The 14,220-nt window shown below is 60.4% G+C and carries 6 protein-coding genes and 1 pseudogene; 5 read left to right on the top strand and 2 right to left on the bottom strand.

The genetic code is table 11. The features are described from left to right. Positions 1 to 72 precede the first annotated feature (72 nt). From LBK75_00845 to LBK75_00830, 4 genes and pseudogenes are all read left to right on the top strand, one after another. Positions 73 to 579 carry a hypothetical protein gene (locus tag LBK75_00845; protein MDR1156844.1) on the top strand — a complete coding sequence of 169 codons (507 nt, stop codon included), beginning with the start codon at positions 73 to 75 and terminating at the stop codon, positions 577 to 579. After that, positions 543 to 977 carry a hypothetical protein gene (locus tag LBK75_00840; protein MDR1156843.1) on the top strand — a complete coding sequence of 145 codons (435 nt, stop codon included), beginning with the start codon at positions 543 to 545 and terminating at the stop codon, positions 975 to 977. The genes LBK75_00845 and LBK75_00840 overlap by 37 nt, the downstream gene beginning before the upstream one ends. A gap of 154 nt (positions 978 to 1,131) precedes the next feature. Continuing rightward, positions 1,132 to 1,404: a type II toxin-antitoxin system RelB/DinJ family antitoxin gene (locus tag LBK75_00835; protein ID MDR1156842.1), complete on the top strand. Its 273-nt coding sequence runs from the start codon at positions 1,132 to 1,134 to the stop codon at positions 1,402 to 1,404. Then, positions 1,397 to 1,653 (top strand): annotated as a pseudogene (locus tag LBK75_00830) (Txe/YoeB family addiction module toxin). Before LBK75_00835 ends, LBK75_00830 begins: the two are co-directional and overlap by 8 nt. A gap of 126 nt (positions 1,654 to 1,779) precedes the next feature. Here LBK75_00830 and LBK75_00825 read toward each other — a convergent pair. Further along, positions 1,780 to 9,507: a DUF2961 domain-containing protein gene (locus LBK75_00825; protein ID MDR1156841.1), complete on the bottom strand. Its 7,728-nt coding sequence runs from the start codon at positions 9,505 to 9,507 to the stop codon at positions 1,780 to 1,782. Between the two features lie 17 nt (positions 9,508 to 9,524). Beyond that, the gene (locus LBK75_00820) at positions 9,525 to 13,028 is read right to left on the bottom strand and encodes a DUF2961 domain-containing protein (protein ID MDR1156840.1); all 3,504 of its coding nucleotides are present in this window, start codon (positions 13,026 to 13,028) and stop codon (positions 9,525 to 9,527) included. Between the two features lie 699 nt (positions 13,029 to 13,727). On the opposite strand from LBK75_00820, the gene LBK75_00815 reads away from it, so the two are divergent. After that, positions 13,728 to 14,051 (top strand): hypothetical protein, encoded by a 324-nt coding sequence (locus LBK75_00815; protein MDR1156839.1) that lies wholly within the window; start codon positions 13,728 to 13,730, stop codon positions 14,049 to 14,051. Positions 14,052 to 14,220: the final 169 nt, after the last annotated feature.

Genomic DNA, 14,220 nt, shown 5'->3' with positions numbered 1-14,220 from the left:
AAATGGGAGCAATGGGCTATGGCCGCGTCAATGGCGGCATAGTCCTTTGTTCGTATAGAAAGGTGATATGCAATGGAAACAATTGCACCGCGTGGAAAAAGAATTTCCGAAAAAATTGTTATGCAGGCAATCTTCTGTCTCAGCCTTGTACCCGCTCTGCTTGGTTGGTTCTCAATCGACCCTGTCATTCACTTTTTTTCGGGGTTAGGACTGCTGATGGGCGATGTCATAGGCATCGTACTGATCATTGCACTGGAATCATTATTGTGGTTAGCGCAGTACGATACCACGCCCGTCCACGTGAGCATTGTTGTATTATTGTTTGTGTTTGGAATGAATTATTTCCGTGTTCTTGTTGTGGGTGTCTTTTGGTCAATCAGCGAAATGAATCTTGCGTTTCTTGGCTCGGGTCTCTTGCCTGGATTTTGGGTGTCCGTTGGGGGAATCAGTTTGGATATATTGCTATATGTTATGTGGTTGATATACAAGCGTCAAGCACAAGAGCACATAACGAAAGCAAGTACAATAGGGAGTGATTCTATATGCGGACCTTTCTTCGCGAACACGGGATCAAACTGATCCTGATAGCAACTGTTTTATGTGTAGGTTTTGTCGGCTTGTTCCGCCTGGTTTCGCCGCATGCACCCCCACACGATCCGATCCCTGCGACTGCCCGCAATGAGGCGAGCTCGCCCGGTATCATCGGGGGAGCCGAAGGTCCGAATGAGGCAAGCTCGCCCGGTGTCATCGGGGGATCCGAAGGTCCGACGGAAATTTTCTTCAGCTGGGCGTACGTGGAATCGGAGGAGTCCCAGGCGGTCTTTGACATCATCACCGCTAACCGGTTCAGAAAAAGTTGGCTCCCGACGGTTCAAGGCGGTTACATCTCACCATTCGCCGATCCATTGACATCCTCTGTCCGACGGGCACTTCGTAAAATCGGCGTGAAGCGCGTAGAATGGGTAGTCGTCAAATGACAGTTCCGTCATCTGCACTTTACACGGACCAGCAAGGAGTACCTTTGCTGGTCCTTACATGTTTCTGAGACTCTGTGCCAACATAATGTAAAGATATTATATTGACATTGTCTTTATGTTGATATATAATAGAAGACGAAAGGACGTGAAATCAATGGCACAAGTACTGGTCAATATTCGAATGGACGAGGGCCTAAAGAAGTCGATGGAACACACTTGTCAAGCACTTGGAATGAATATGACTACAGCATTTACAATATTTGCCAAAAAAGTCAGCCGCGAACAACGCATACCATTTGAAGTGTCCATTGACCCATTTTACAGCGAGCGTAACATGACCGCCATTGACGAGGCCGCCCGTCAGATTGAGCAGGGTAAAGTGGTGGTAAAAACGCTGGAAGAACTTGAGGCTATGGAGCATGAGTAAATTGACGTTCGCCGAAGACGCTTGGGATGATTATTTGTACTGGCAAGCAAACGACAAAAAACTCTCAAACGCATCAACTTATTGTTACAAGACATTTCTCGCAACGGCAGTGACGGGATAGGCAAACCCGAATCACTCAAACATCGCGACGGTTGGAGCCGGCGCATCGACGAGGTGAACAGGCTCGTTTACAGGATAAGTGAAAACTCTGTTGAGATATTGCAATGCCGCGGGCATTATGATGATTGAAGCTAGGGAAAAGCCCGCGGAGTCTTGATTTTCAAGACTCCGCGGGCTTCTTGTTTTGCGAGGGGCGCAGCGCAAATCAGCTGTTGCCCTCAAGGCTCAAATGTCATTTCCTCGGCCGAAAGGCAGCTACGTGAGCGCGAGCGTGACGTCGGGCAGGAGGGGGCCGTACGTCGCGCGGTCCCACAAAAAGCCCTTCGCGGCGGCGGCGGCACCCAGGGGCAGTTCAAGCTGCGCGGAGACGTCCCCGCCGGGCGCGGCGGTCACCTCGACCTGCCGCACGTCTGTGAGCCTTCCACGCGCGTCGTACAGCGCCAGGAAAAGCAGCGCCTCGCGCGGGTCGCCGCCGTCGCCTATTACCCTGCCTCTCACAACCGCCAAGTCGCCGCTTCGTTCGATGGTCAGCGCGTTCCTCGGCGCGGCCGCGGCCGTGGCCTCCGTGAGCGGAGAGCGATGGCCGCAAGCGTCGGCCGCGTAGACGTAGAATGTCCGCCGGGCCGCCTCGGACAGGACGACGTCAAACGCCTGCACGCCCGGGTTCACCTGCCCCAAGAGACGCCCCTCCTCGTCCTCAATGAGCACGCTGGCGAAAAGACCGTCGGGGGGATCCGTCCAGCGCAGCCGGTACTGTCCGTCTTCCGCCGCCGCCGTCAGATTCGTTACCGGCAGGGGCAGGATGGGCGTATACCGCATGTTTGTGATCTCGGACGTGCTGTTCCAAATGTTGATGCCAAACCGGCCGCTCCGGTAGGTGTTGTCTATGGCCGAGATCAGCGGCTCCGGATTGTCGTCAAAATAGACCGTGAAGCGATTCCCGATCGCCACCACCTTCATGTGATACGTCCGGTTTTGGTCGATGGCCACGCCGACTTGGCTGATGACCGCGTAGGGGAACCGGAAGAGCTTGACCACCTGCGCCGAGCTGTCTATGTTGACCACATAACTGCCGCCGGTGAGGGGCCGGTCCGTCGCGCGGAATACAAGGGCCGCCGCGCCGGCGGAGGATGTGATCTTCAAGTCCCCCTCGTAGATGAAATCACAGCCGCGCTCGTCGCCCAGCATACAGGCGTCAGAGCTGTGGGTCCCGCGCTGGCCGCCCGGGATGTCCTCCCACACGCCGTTGTCGGTTTTCGTCAGGTTGGAGAGCGCCCCGTCGGCGCCCAGCGCGTGCACCGCCACAGGGGCGGATGCCGTATACCCGCCGTCCATAGCCGTCGCCGTGACGACGGCGACGCCGCCGCCCACGGCCCGCAATTTTCCGGTGGGATCCACTTGGACCACGGACGCGTCGCTGGTACTCCATTCCACCTCTCTGTACAGCGCCGAATCCGGCCCCACATAGGCCGTCAGAGCGGCCGTCTCGCCGGGCGCCAGGAACAGCCGCGCCGGGTCCACGATCACGGTATCCGCCCTGTCCCTGAGAAGCAGATCCCGGAAGGACCCCGTACCGCCGGACACATAGACGCCCACCAGCCCGGCGGTATAGCCGGTCAACGCCACCTCCAGCACCTTTTCGTCCGCGAGGAAGACCGCCGCCTTGTCCGCCGTCACCTCCAGCCTGACGGCATACGTCTCCTCCGCCGACAGATCATAGGGGGCGGACGCCCACTCCCGGTCCGGGAACTGAATCAGTTTCACCCTGTCCGCCGCGGTGTCCAGGACGACGGCATAGGCGCCGTCCTCCGCATAGGCGGCCGCGCCGAACACCAACCCGGCCTCGCCGGCGTGCGGCGTCACCGTCCCGCGCAGTTCAAAGAAGCGCGCCGTCCTGTCCGCCAAGCTGAGCCCGCGCACGCCGCCGGCCGCCGCGCCGGTTCTGCCGTTTTCGCCGACGCTCCACGCACCCGCCACGTCGGTCCAGCCGCCGATGTTGCTGCCGTCCGCGAAGGCGGACAGGCTGACGACAAGTTCCTCATCCTGACGGAGTACAAACCCGTCCGGCAGACACAATGTGATCCGGTTGCCAGATATGGATATATCTTCCAGTTCTAGCGGTGCGCCGTTGTACAAAACCCGTACCTCGGCATCGCCGATAGAGGCGTCGTCGTTCTCCGTCACGTAGAAGGAGAGACGCCCTATGGCCATCGCGCCGTACTTGGCGGTGACGGTGTCCTCCTGGGTGATCATATCTCCCTGTACGCGGCGGGTCTGGGCGAAGCTGCCCCAACCGTCCGCATACGTAAAGAATCCCTTGATATGCGCGGGCGTGACGTTCGGTTTGAACCCCAGTGCCCGGCCCGGCCCGTCGCGTTCCAAGCCGATGGCGGCGTTGAGGACGCCGTAGCTGGCCATCGAGCGCGTGTAATATTCGCCCCACTCGCGCTCGCTCATGGCGTTGTACCCTTCCCCGTCAAACCTGTCGCGCACGGCGTACACAATGGCCATGGCCTCCTCGGTGAGACCCGTGTACAGCATGGCCGTGGCCACTTCGTATTCAAAGCCGGGCCATGTCTCGTCTAGGTAGAGCGTCCGGCCTGGGTCCGTACCCGCCCCGCCGTACGGGAAGGTGTTGTTGAAGAGCGCCGCGTCGTCCGGGCGCGCCAGAATGCGGAGCGCGTCGTCAAAGGACGGCCGGTACCGGTCCCCTACGGGATAATAGAAGTTGTAGTGGAAAATGGAGGTCAGGGCGGTCTTCACCTGATCCTTCGGCAGCACATAGCCGAGCTGTTCCAAAAACGCGTGAGACTGCCCCAGGAGCTGGTCCGACATGACGCCGTCCGCGTAGTCGTTGGCGCCCACCTGCCTGAAATACTCGCCCGTGAACGTCTCGCGGCTCAGATTCACGCCGCCCTTGGTGTAAATGTCTCTGTAGCGCGCGGCGGACACGGCGTCGTCTTTCAGGAGCGCCATCTTTTCGCAGGCCCGTAGGGCGGCCAGGTACTGCGCGCCGGTGAATGTGTTGATGCCGCCGATGGGGTCGTCGAAGGTGGTGTTCACGCCGGCCGCGTTTTGAATGAGCCCGTCCTCGTTCACATCCCACAGTGTGACGACGGCGTCCATGGCCTTTTTCACATGGGGCCAGATGTCGTCGAGGAAAGAGAAATCGGCGGCGTTCAGGTGTTCGCGGTACGCGCCTTCAATGGCGCCGAGCACCCCGTCCACAGCCGGTCCCTCGCCCGACGGCGCGACGTTCGGCACCTCTCCGATGCGGTTGTTCAGCAGCCCGTCGGCGCGCTGCTGGGTCTTGAAGTCGAGGAGCTTGTAGCGCCTGGCCAGGAAGGGGAACAGGTTGGCGGCGGCCTGCGCGTAATTGTACACGTGCATGCAGTTTCCGTTGCCCATGCCGTCGATACTATGGAGCTGATCGGACCCCTCCCAGCCGTACGGATCGCCGTTTTTCAAGACGTTGACGGTCCGGCTGCGCAGGATGGCCGAGTTGGAAGTGACGGCGTCGATCAGATAGTAGGGCAGCGTGGTGTCGTACATGGCGTCGTGGTACCGCTTCGTGTCGGCGTACAGGGCGCCGCGCCGGGCGGACGCGTCGGCCAGCACCGCCTCATAACTGTCGTAGTAGTGGGCATACCGCTTCCCGACTTCCACATTTTGGTTCCCCCAGATGTCCGACCCCTTGACGAAGGGGAAGTACCAGGTCCAGTTGAATGTGAGAACGCGGCTCTCGCCCGGCGCGAGGGTGACGGGCGCCGAGAGGCCGGCCACGGGGTTTGCCTGGTTGGCGGATACCGCGCCGCTCAGCGCGCCCGCCTCCTGCTGGGCCATGAGGGCCGCCACGCTGGCGGCGCCGGCGGTGTAACTGACCTGACCGCCGGTGAGATTGGTCCACAGGCCAAGGGCTCCCGTATACAGGCTCTGATCACTCCGGTCCGACGTCAATTTGATAAAAGTGCCGCCGTCGTTCTGCGTGACGGTATTCACCCGGTTCGTCCCGCTGACGCCGTTGGCCAGACTGGAGAGCAGCGACACGGTCTGCTGCGTGTCCGTCTCGTTTTTCAGCGTGACGTTGTACATGATGACGGGCAGAGAGGAATCCTGTTCATTGACCGGCACCATGGGGCTGCTCATCTCCACCGCGGCGGACACCGGGAACCCTTCTTCTGAGAAATAGAACGTCTCGAAGGGATATTCCGAACGCAGCGTGACACCCTGGAAGACGTCGGAGCTCGTCAGATTGGCGGCGACGGACCAGCCCGCGAGTCCCTCCTCAAAGTCTCCGTTTGTAAAGCCGGGCGCCGAAATCTCTGTGTCGCCGGCGGCAAAGAACCGGATGTAGTCCACATTGATGTGCCCCCAGCCGCCCGTTTGGTTGTCCACGATGTGGAATTCCGCCTCGCGCCCCCGGTAGGCCTCCGGGACGTCGATGCTCCGGTCCGTCATGGTTTCGCTGTTGCTCCCCGTCACCTTGCCGATGACCGTTCCGCTGGCCCTGTCCACCAGCGCAAAGTAGAGAAGACCGATTTCGCTGCCGCCGCCGACAAGCGCCGTGACCCGTTCACAGTCCGCCGGCAGCGTAAAGGGATCCGACCGCAGCGCGCCCAGCAAGTTGTCGTTGAAGGCGGTGAAGGCGGGGTAGACCTCGCAGGTCCCCACGAAGTACGTGCCGTGTTTGGCAAAGGGACTGCGGACGCTGCTGACCGGTTGATGTGTCATCGCATCCACGCCCCGGACAGCGCCGCCCCTGAGTTTTTTGGTTGTCTTCTGCCCGTTCACGGTGGCCGCAAGGGCAAACAGACTGTTGTCCATCGCCAGCGCGTCGTTTCCCAGCAGGCCGCAGTCCCACTTGATGGGCACGGCGTTGCCGTCGAAGTAGACGGCGCCCGTGCCCAGGCCGCCGATGGGAATCTCCATCTTCTTCAGATGATCGCCGCTGTACAGGCGCTCCCCGACGTTCTCTTGGGCCCGCCGTATGATCTCCGCCTGCCCCTCGGCCAGTGAGAGCGCGTCGATACGCACCGTGGACACGCCGTCGGTCACATCGTAGCGCACCGCGTCGTTTCTGTCCCGCACCACAAACGATTCCGTCGCCACCTGGACTGCGGCGCTCGCATGGAACGTCCGCGCCAGCGCGAGGCGGAGGGTCAGGATCTCGTCGGTATAGAGCGTGTCGAAGGACACCGGCGCGCCGGTCAGGCTGGTGAACGCGAACCGGAGCGCGCCGCTCTCGTCCACAAAATAGTCGAAATCGTCGAACGTGGCCCAGTCGCTGGGGACGACGTCCGTCACTGTGAAGTCGTCCGGGATCCGCAGGACCCCGTCGACGGATCGGAACTGGCTGCCCGTGGGGAATCCGGACAGATGCACCGGAATGTCAAACCGCGTGCCCGCCTGCCCGGCGACACCCGTCAGATCCTCCAGGTACAGCCCATACCCGTCGTACTTGCTGAACTGAATGTAGTCGAGCCCCACCATGTAGTTGGTGGATCGGCTGTCCTTGCCTTTCATGGCGACCGTGAGGGTATGGGAACCGGCGGACAGCGTCACCTTGCCCAGCGGCACTGGTCCGCTGGCGATCACGCCGTTGTTGTATCCGTTTTGCACCGCCCCCACGTCCACACCGTCGACGGCCAGCTGGAAGAGACCGTAATCGATCGCCTTGGTGTAGGCGACGCTCAGGTTTTGCGCCTCCACGGGCTCGTCCAATGTAAACGCCAGCGTGAGAACGGAGTCGGCGTTGTTGCCCGTCCACCACAGGTGCTCGCCTCGGCTCCAGGTGCTGCCGGAGAAGCCGTCCATCCGTTGGATGCCAATCACGCCGCCGGCGGGGTTCGGCAGGATGCTCCGCACCCGCAGATCCTCACCCTCGAACAGGCCCGGCGCGGACTTTCCTTCCGTGATCACAATCTGATCCAGCGCGAATACATAGCTCGACGAGGCGGGGTTCTTGCCTACGGCCTTCGCTTTGAGCACATGCGCCCCGGCCGCCAGCTGTACGTCTCCCAGGACGACATACCCCCCGCCTATCACCCTGGGGTAGTACAGATCGACGGGGTCTCCGATGGCCTGATCGTCGAGGTAAAATTGGAAGATGCCGAAATCGCCCGCCATGCACGGCCGGATCTTAAACACACCGCTCGTCGGATTGTTCAGGCTGAACGTGAGGCTGATCTCGTTGCCGTCGCCGTTGTTGATCCACAGTTTTTGGGCGCCTCCGCTGAAGGCGTTGCCATTCATGGCGGTCTGGTTGTAGGGAGCGGGCCCGCCGGTGACGGTGGCCGTCATGCTCTCCCCCTCTATGTAGGTCTGCACAAACGCGGGTTTTTTGTAAAATTTTGTGCGCGCGGCCAGGGAGACGGGTGTGTAGTCGTCCACGCCGTCCACCGACAGATACCAATAGGGTATGACCGCGTATTGCGCCTGGTTGTTGTTCAGATATTTTTCAATGTACCCGTCAAAGGACGTCGTAAACGGCACGTTGTCCGTCATCTGGTAGCGCAGGACGACTTTGTTCCCCAGATTGCCGACGCCGCCCTCGTTGTGGGGCTGTGCGTGAAAGGATTTGTCAGTGAAGAGCGTGGGATCGCACCACGCGTAGCTGAAATAGTCCTCGGACCCGGTTCCGATGGAGGAGGGGAACTTCTCGCCGTCCACGAAGAATTTTTCGTCCCCTTCGCCCCACCAGCCGTAGTTCCCCGTCTCATACACATGGAGCATGAAACCCAGAAAACGGCCGGTGCCCGTCGTCCGAAGCACCGTGTAGTCCGGCCACACGTCCGTCCGAGCGGGTTGTTTGTCGTCCTTGTTCCATTTGGCGTGGAAGCGCAGATAGTTCCCGGCGTCCCCTTTCAAGTCGGTGACCGTCGTCTCCACGGAGACGGAGCGGGCCTCCTGTCCGTCGTTGCCGATGACGATTTTGGCCCCGTCGGCAAACGGCATGAAGAAGTAACAGTAGTACCCGCCGTCTTTGCGGCCCATGGGCAGCGTCGTGTACGCGTCGCCGAACGGCGTCCCGAAAAAGCTGCCCAGCGGCGCCCACACGCTGGGCGCTTCCTCTCCGTCCCAGTACATGCTCACCGTGAGCTCCTGAATCGCCTCCGCCATGGCGTCGTAGCCGAGGACGTCGTTCACCTGCACCTTGAAGGCCGAGACCGCCCCCTGGCCGGCCTGGTTTAGCACGGCGACAGACGCGCCGGCCTCCACCGTATATGTGCCGGTGCGTGTCACATCCTCCGGCCGGGCCGCCGCAGGCGACGCGCCCAGGGCCGAAAAGAAGGCGTTCACACGGCCCAGGGCCTCCCTGTCGGACGGCGTCAGGGCGTGCGGCATGGGTTCCACCGTGACCCCCTCCGGGAAGGCGGTGTAGGTGAACTGATAATATGAGCCCCAGTTGTCAAACAGATAGATTTTACACGACTCGTTGTATGTGATGGGTACCAGACAGTTGCGCCCCTGGGCCGCGATGTAGTTCAGGGCGCTGTAGTTGAAGGGGGCGTTGCTCTCGCGGGCGCCGTCAAAGAGCTGGCTGAAGGGCCGGCTCACCGTGGGTACGGCCTCGCCGTCTATGTAAATCTCAATGAGGCCCTCGTTTGCCAGGGCGCTCCAGGTTCTCCAGATGACGCCGGGGCCGGTCAGATCCGCCGCCAGCACCCTGTGCCCTCGGCCGTCCGGGTTGCCGGCGTCTGCAATGATGCCGCCGCCGTCTCCATTGGCGCCCCAATCGATGTATGCGTCGGTCGCGGCGTCATAGCGGGACGCTCTGTCGTAGGAAGACGCCTCCCCGCTCTTTTCGCCGCTTGGTTTCAGCGCCAGACGCTCCATGTCCGTCATCATGTTGACAATATCCGCATAGCTGTAATGCACCGCAGCCGATGCGCGCACCGGGAAAGAAAACGGAACCGCCCCGCTGGCCAGCAGGGTCAGCGCCAACGCCATGGCAAGCAGCCGTTTCCGCAACAGTTGACTCATCGTACATGCCTCCTTTTTCACTGAATGATACTGACGTCGAGGCCGCTGACCGCCTTGTCCACAATTTCATTGAAGTCGCCTACGTCTATCCGGCCGTCGGCGTTTACGTTCATGGCCAGAATTTCCTTTTCCCGGGGCGCGGCGGTCCTGCGCAGCCACGTGGAGAGCACCCGCCGGGCGTCCTCTAAGTTCACCGCGCCGTCGCCGTCTGCGTCGCCGAAACGCACCGTCTGCGCGCTGCCGGCGACGGCGTAGGACGCTTCGTCGGCCAGCTGCGCGTCCGTCACGCTCTCGTTCACAAAACCAATGTAGACGACACCGCCGGATGTCTCAGAGAGTTCCGCCGAATAGTAGAGAGGTTCGTCCAACACAGCGACGCCCTCCACGCCGTCGACGCCTGTGAACGCCACGGCGATCGCCTTCCGCCCCCGCGGGACAAAATCGACGCCGTCCCCCGTGTACAATGTCCGGGCGGAGACGGAGAAGGCGCCTGTAGAAATGACCGACGCGACGCTGGCGGATTCAAATCCGTCGGTTTCGTAGGCAAAGCGTCCCTCGTCGGCAAAGCGCGCCTCCAGGCGCAGCGCTCTGAAGACAAGCTGCTCGCCCTTCGTATGTTCCGCCGACAACCGCAGCCTCAGCACGAGGATTTCCGTCTCCTCCGCCAGGGAGAGCGTCACCGGATCGCCCGTGTACTGATACGACAAAACGCCGGTGTCCGCATCCACCGCCCAGCTGAAGTCCCCCGTCACGGCGGTCTGGGGACGCGCCTCGTCCACGGTCACGCCCGCCGGCAGCTGAAGGGCGCCGCTGAGCGCCGTGACGGGCGGCGCGTCCGGATAAACGCGGACGGACACGGGCAGTGTGAACGCGGTGTCTTTCTTTCCGCTCACATCCCCGATGGGACCCAGAATCACGGCGTCGTCCCGGATCCCCTGCAGGACGACGTTGTCCAACCCGAACAGGTAGAAAGCGGAAGCTGGGTTGCGACCGCTGACTTTCACACGCAGCAGATGCCGCCCCGCCGAGAGCCGGACGTGCCCAAAGGAGATAGGGCCGACGCGCCGGACGCCTTCCGCGCCGTACAGGTCGAGGAGAGGCCCTATGTCCTCCCCGTCCAGCGCGAGTTGGAACGTCCCGTAATCATTCGCCTTCGTGAAATTCATCAAAAGCTCGCCGTCAAACGCCTCGTCCAGATCCATGGCCAGGATCAGCTCGTCTCCGTCTCTCAGGTTGTTGCTTTGGGCCCCCTGCACCGCCCTCTGCCACCAGACCTGCTTCCCGCTTGAATAGGATCCCGCGGAGGGCCACTCCGCCGCCATGTTTTGCACCACCGGGTTGCCGCCGCTGGCATAGACGACCTCCATATCCTCCCCTTCAATGATCCCCGGGACGGGCACGGCGGCGTCGATGCGGAAGCAGTCAAATCCCAGCAGGTAGCCGGCGGATTGCGGATTTTTCCCGACGACGACCGCCCGCAGTGTGTGGTCCCCCGGCGCCAGCGCCGCAGCCCCCAGCCGGATGCTTCCGCTCACGATGACCTTGGGGTTGTATGTATCGATGGGCTGTCCGACGGGCGCGCCGTCGAGATAGAATTGAAAGATACCAAAGTCGTAGGACTTGGTCAGAGAGAGCTTCAGTTCGCCGGCCAGCGCCGTGCGGACCTTGAACGTATACTCCAAAGAGTCCCCTATGCCGGGCTGCACCCACAAAAGCTGCTGGCCGTTGCTCCAGCCGTAGTCGGAGTAGTTGGGAATCATCGTCTGGGCGTAGGCGTTGGCGCCGCCGTCTCTGACGTAGGGCATTTGCTCGCCTTCAAACAGCGACTCGTCGATCTCCGTCATCACGTAGTAACCGGTTCTGTCCTCCAGCGACACGGCGGCGTACGCGTCGTCAGGCGCGTCTTGGTACCAATAGGCGACCGCGCCGTATTCCGTGTTCCCCCGGTAATATTTTTCGAGGCTCCCCTCAAAAGAAGTCTGGAAGGGCACGTTGTCGACCAGTTGGTAGCGCGCCACCGCGCGGTTGCCCTTGTTGTGGACGCCGCCTTCGTTGAAATTCTGCGCATGGAACGCTCTGTTGGCGAAGACGGTGGGATCGCACCAGGCGTAGCCAAAGTAATCCTCTGTGCCGGTGCCAAAAAAGGAGGGGAATGTCTCGCCGTCCACAAAGAACTTTTCGTCGCCCTCACCCCACCAGTAGTCGCCCGCACCGGCGCCCGGGTCTCTCACGTTGTCCTTTTTATAGACATGCAGCGACATACCCAAAAACCGGCCGGCGCCCGTGGTCCGCAGCACCGTGTAGTCCGGCCAGCGATCGGACCGCGCGGGCTGGAAGGCGTCTTTGTTCCACTTGGCGTGGAACCGGGCGTATGCGGCGACGGGCCGCCTGAGAGCCGTGACGGCGAACTCCACCGAAATGTGCCTGTCCGCGGCCCCGTCGTTTCCTATGACGACCTCGGCGCCGGTCTGGAAGGGCATGTAAAAGTAGCAATAGAACCAGTCGTCCGCGTCGAGACCCATGGGCAGCGTATGATAGTGAGACGGCCCGTTGGGGGCGCCGAAAAAGTCGCCGAGCGGCGACCACACGCCGGGCGACGCCGCGCCGTCCCAGAACATGCTGACCGTCAGTTCTTTCAGCGCCTTCCACATATCGTTGTAAGAGAGATCGTCGTTCACTTTGACTTTAAACCGCGCCAGCGCCCCCGGCCCTTCGTAGTCGACGACTTTTACGGACCCGTGCGCGGGCACGGTATGGGTGTTGTTCTCCGTCAGGAGCACGGTGTCGTCGGCGGGCGGCGGCTGGCCCAAGCTGTCGCGCAGGAATTCATTGGCCTTTGTGAGCGCCGCTCTGTCGGCGTCCGAGAAAGTTTTGGGCATGGATTCCACCGTCGTCCCTTGCGGGAGCGTGGCATAGGTGAACTGATAGTAATTCCCCCAGCTCCCATAGAGGTACACCTCGCAGGACTGGTTGTAGGTGATAGGGACGAAGCAGTTGAGGCCGGACGCGGCCGTATAGGACAGCGCGTTGTACCCGAACACCGGATCCGTCCCGTTGAACAGCTGGTTGAACGGTTTGGCAATGGCGGGGCTCTCCGCCCCGTCGATGTAGATCTCGATGAGGCCGGAGCCGGCCTGGGCGCTCCAGATCCGCCAGATGACGCCGGGGCCCGTCATGGCCGCCACCTTGTACTTGACGCCTTTTCCGTCCCCCGCGTCGCCCAGGTTCTGGATCACGCCGCCTCCGTCGCCGTTCGCGCCCCAGTTGGTGTACGTGTCCGTATCTCCATTGTAGACGGACGCTCTGTCGTAGGAGGACCACTCCCCGGCCTTTTCTCCCGGCAGCGGCAATGCCGACACGGCCTCCAGGTCAGTCAGCCTGCCCACGATGTCGGCGTAGCTGTAGTGCACGTCCCCGTCACCCGGAGCCGCGAAGGGGCTGATTGGCAAAATCCCGATCAGCAGCGCGACGGACAGCGCACATATCACACTCTTCTGCATGTGAATGCGGATGGATTTCATGCTCTCAATCTCCTTTCCTCAACTCGTACCATGCGTCATGCTCTGTGTTGCTTCCTCTTCGCCGCAAGCATCGTTTTACGGCGTTTCTCACCCCTTTCGGAGTTGTGTGTTCCCATTTTTTACATTTTCTTCCAGTCGTACGTGCGCATTGTCCTCCGATAGTAACGTCATTTTACATGTGTTTCGTCAAAAAGTATTTATATAAATTGATATGTTTGTATGTTTTTCGCCACAACAACGCCCGCCAGCGGAGGCGCGGCGGCTGGTCCTTATCTGTCGCTAACATTTTCCCGGTACACGCGAAAATTTTTTTCACATTTTTGCCACATATCTGAAAGAACAAAAATACGGTAAAGAGATGAATTTTTTGTAAAAAACGGAGCAATCTGCAACGAAACAGAGAAATGGGCGAAAATATATACAATATCTGTATGTATATGGCAAATACTCCCTGTGTTCTTGTCAAAAAATTCTACGATATAAGAGGTAAGCTATCCATGGTTCAGGTGTCAAAAGCCTCGCCCGGCGCTGGCCGGCGATTTATTCCGCCATATTTCACAAAAAGCCTCGCGAATACACCCAGTATTCACTGCGTTTTTTGTTTCATCTGACGAAAAAATCGACTCGGCCTTCGCCAGACGCACTTTTGACATCTGAACCATCCACCACCACCCAAAAACATGCAGGGGGGCAAACAAAATGAAGCGACGTATGATGAGTCTCTTCCTGGCGTTTTCCGTACTATTTGTGACCACCGTGGCCGCCGTGGCGGCGCTGCTTCCGACGCCGTCGCAGGACGCGCAGATACAATGGGAAGCGGACAGCCCATTCAGATACATGGTAGATGAACAACGATTGGAAAGCCCACCGCCGTCACAGGAAATACCCGGTACACCGGGCAGTTTCCGGGCGGCGGGTTTTTTTGCGTCCAAACTGGAGCTACAGGACTTTGCCGCACAGGCAAAGCGAGCAATAACAACCCCGGGCGCGGTGGCGGGCAGCAGCAGTCCGCAGATTTCCTGACAAAAAATCACTTGACAAACTACTAAAAACTAAAAACTATAGCCACTATCAACTATTGAGCCGACGTATCTAAGAGAACGGGCAAACTACTGTTGACAGGCGGGGCGGTTATCCCGCCTGTTTCTGCGTGTTGATCTCGATATACTCCCAAACGCGGCGCATATCGTCG

The organism is Oscillospiraceae bacterium, from assembly GCA_031265355.1.
Classification (GTDB): Bacteria; Bacillota; Clostridia; order Oscillospirales; family UBA929; genus JAIRTA01.
This window is presented reverse-complemented; position numbering and strand designations above follow the sequence as displayed.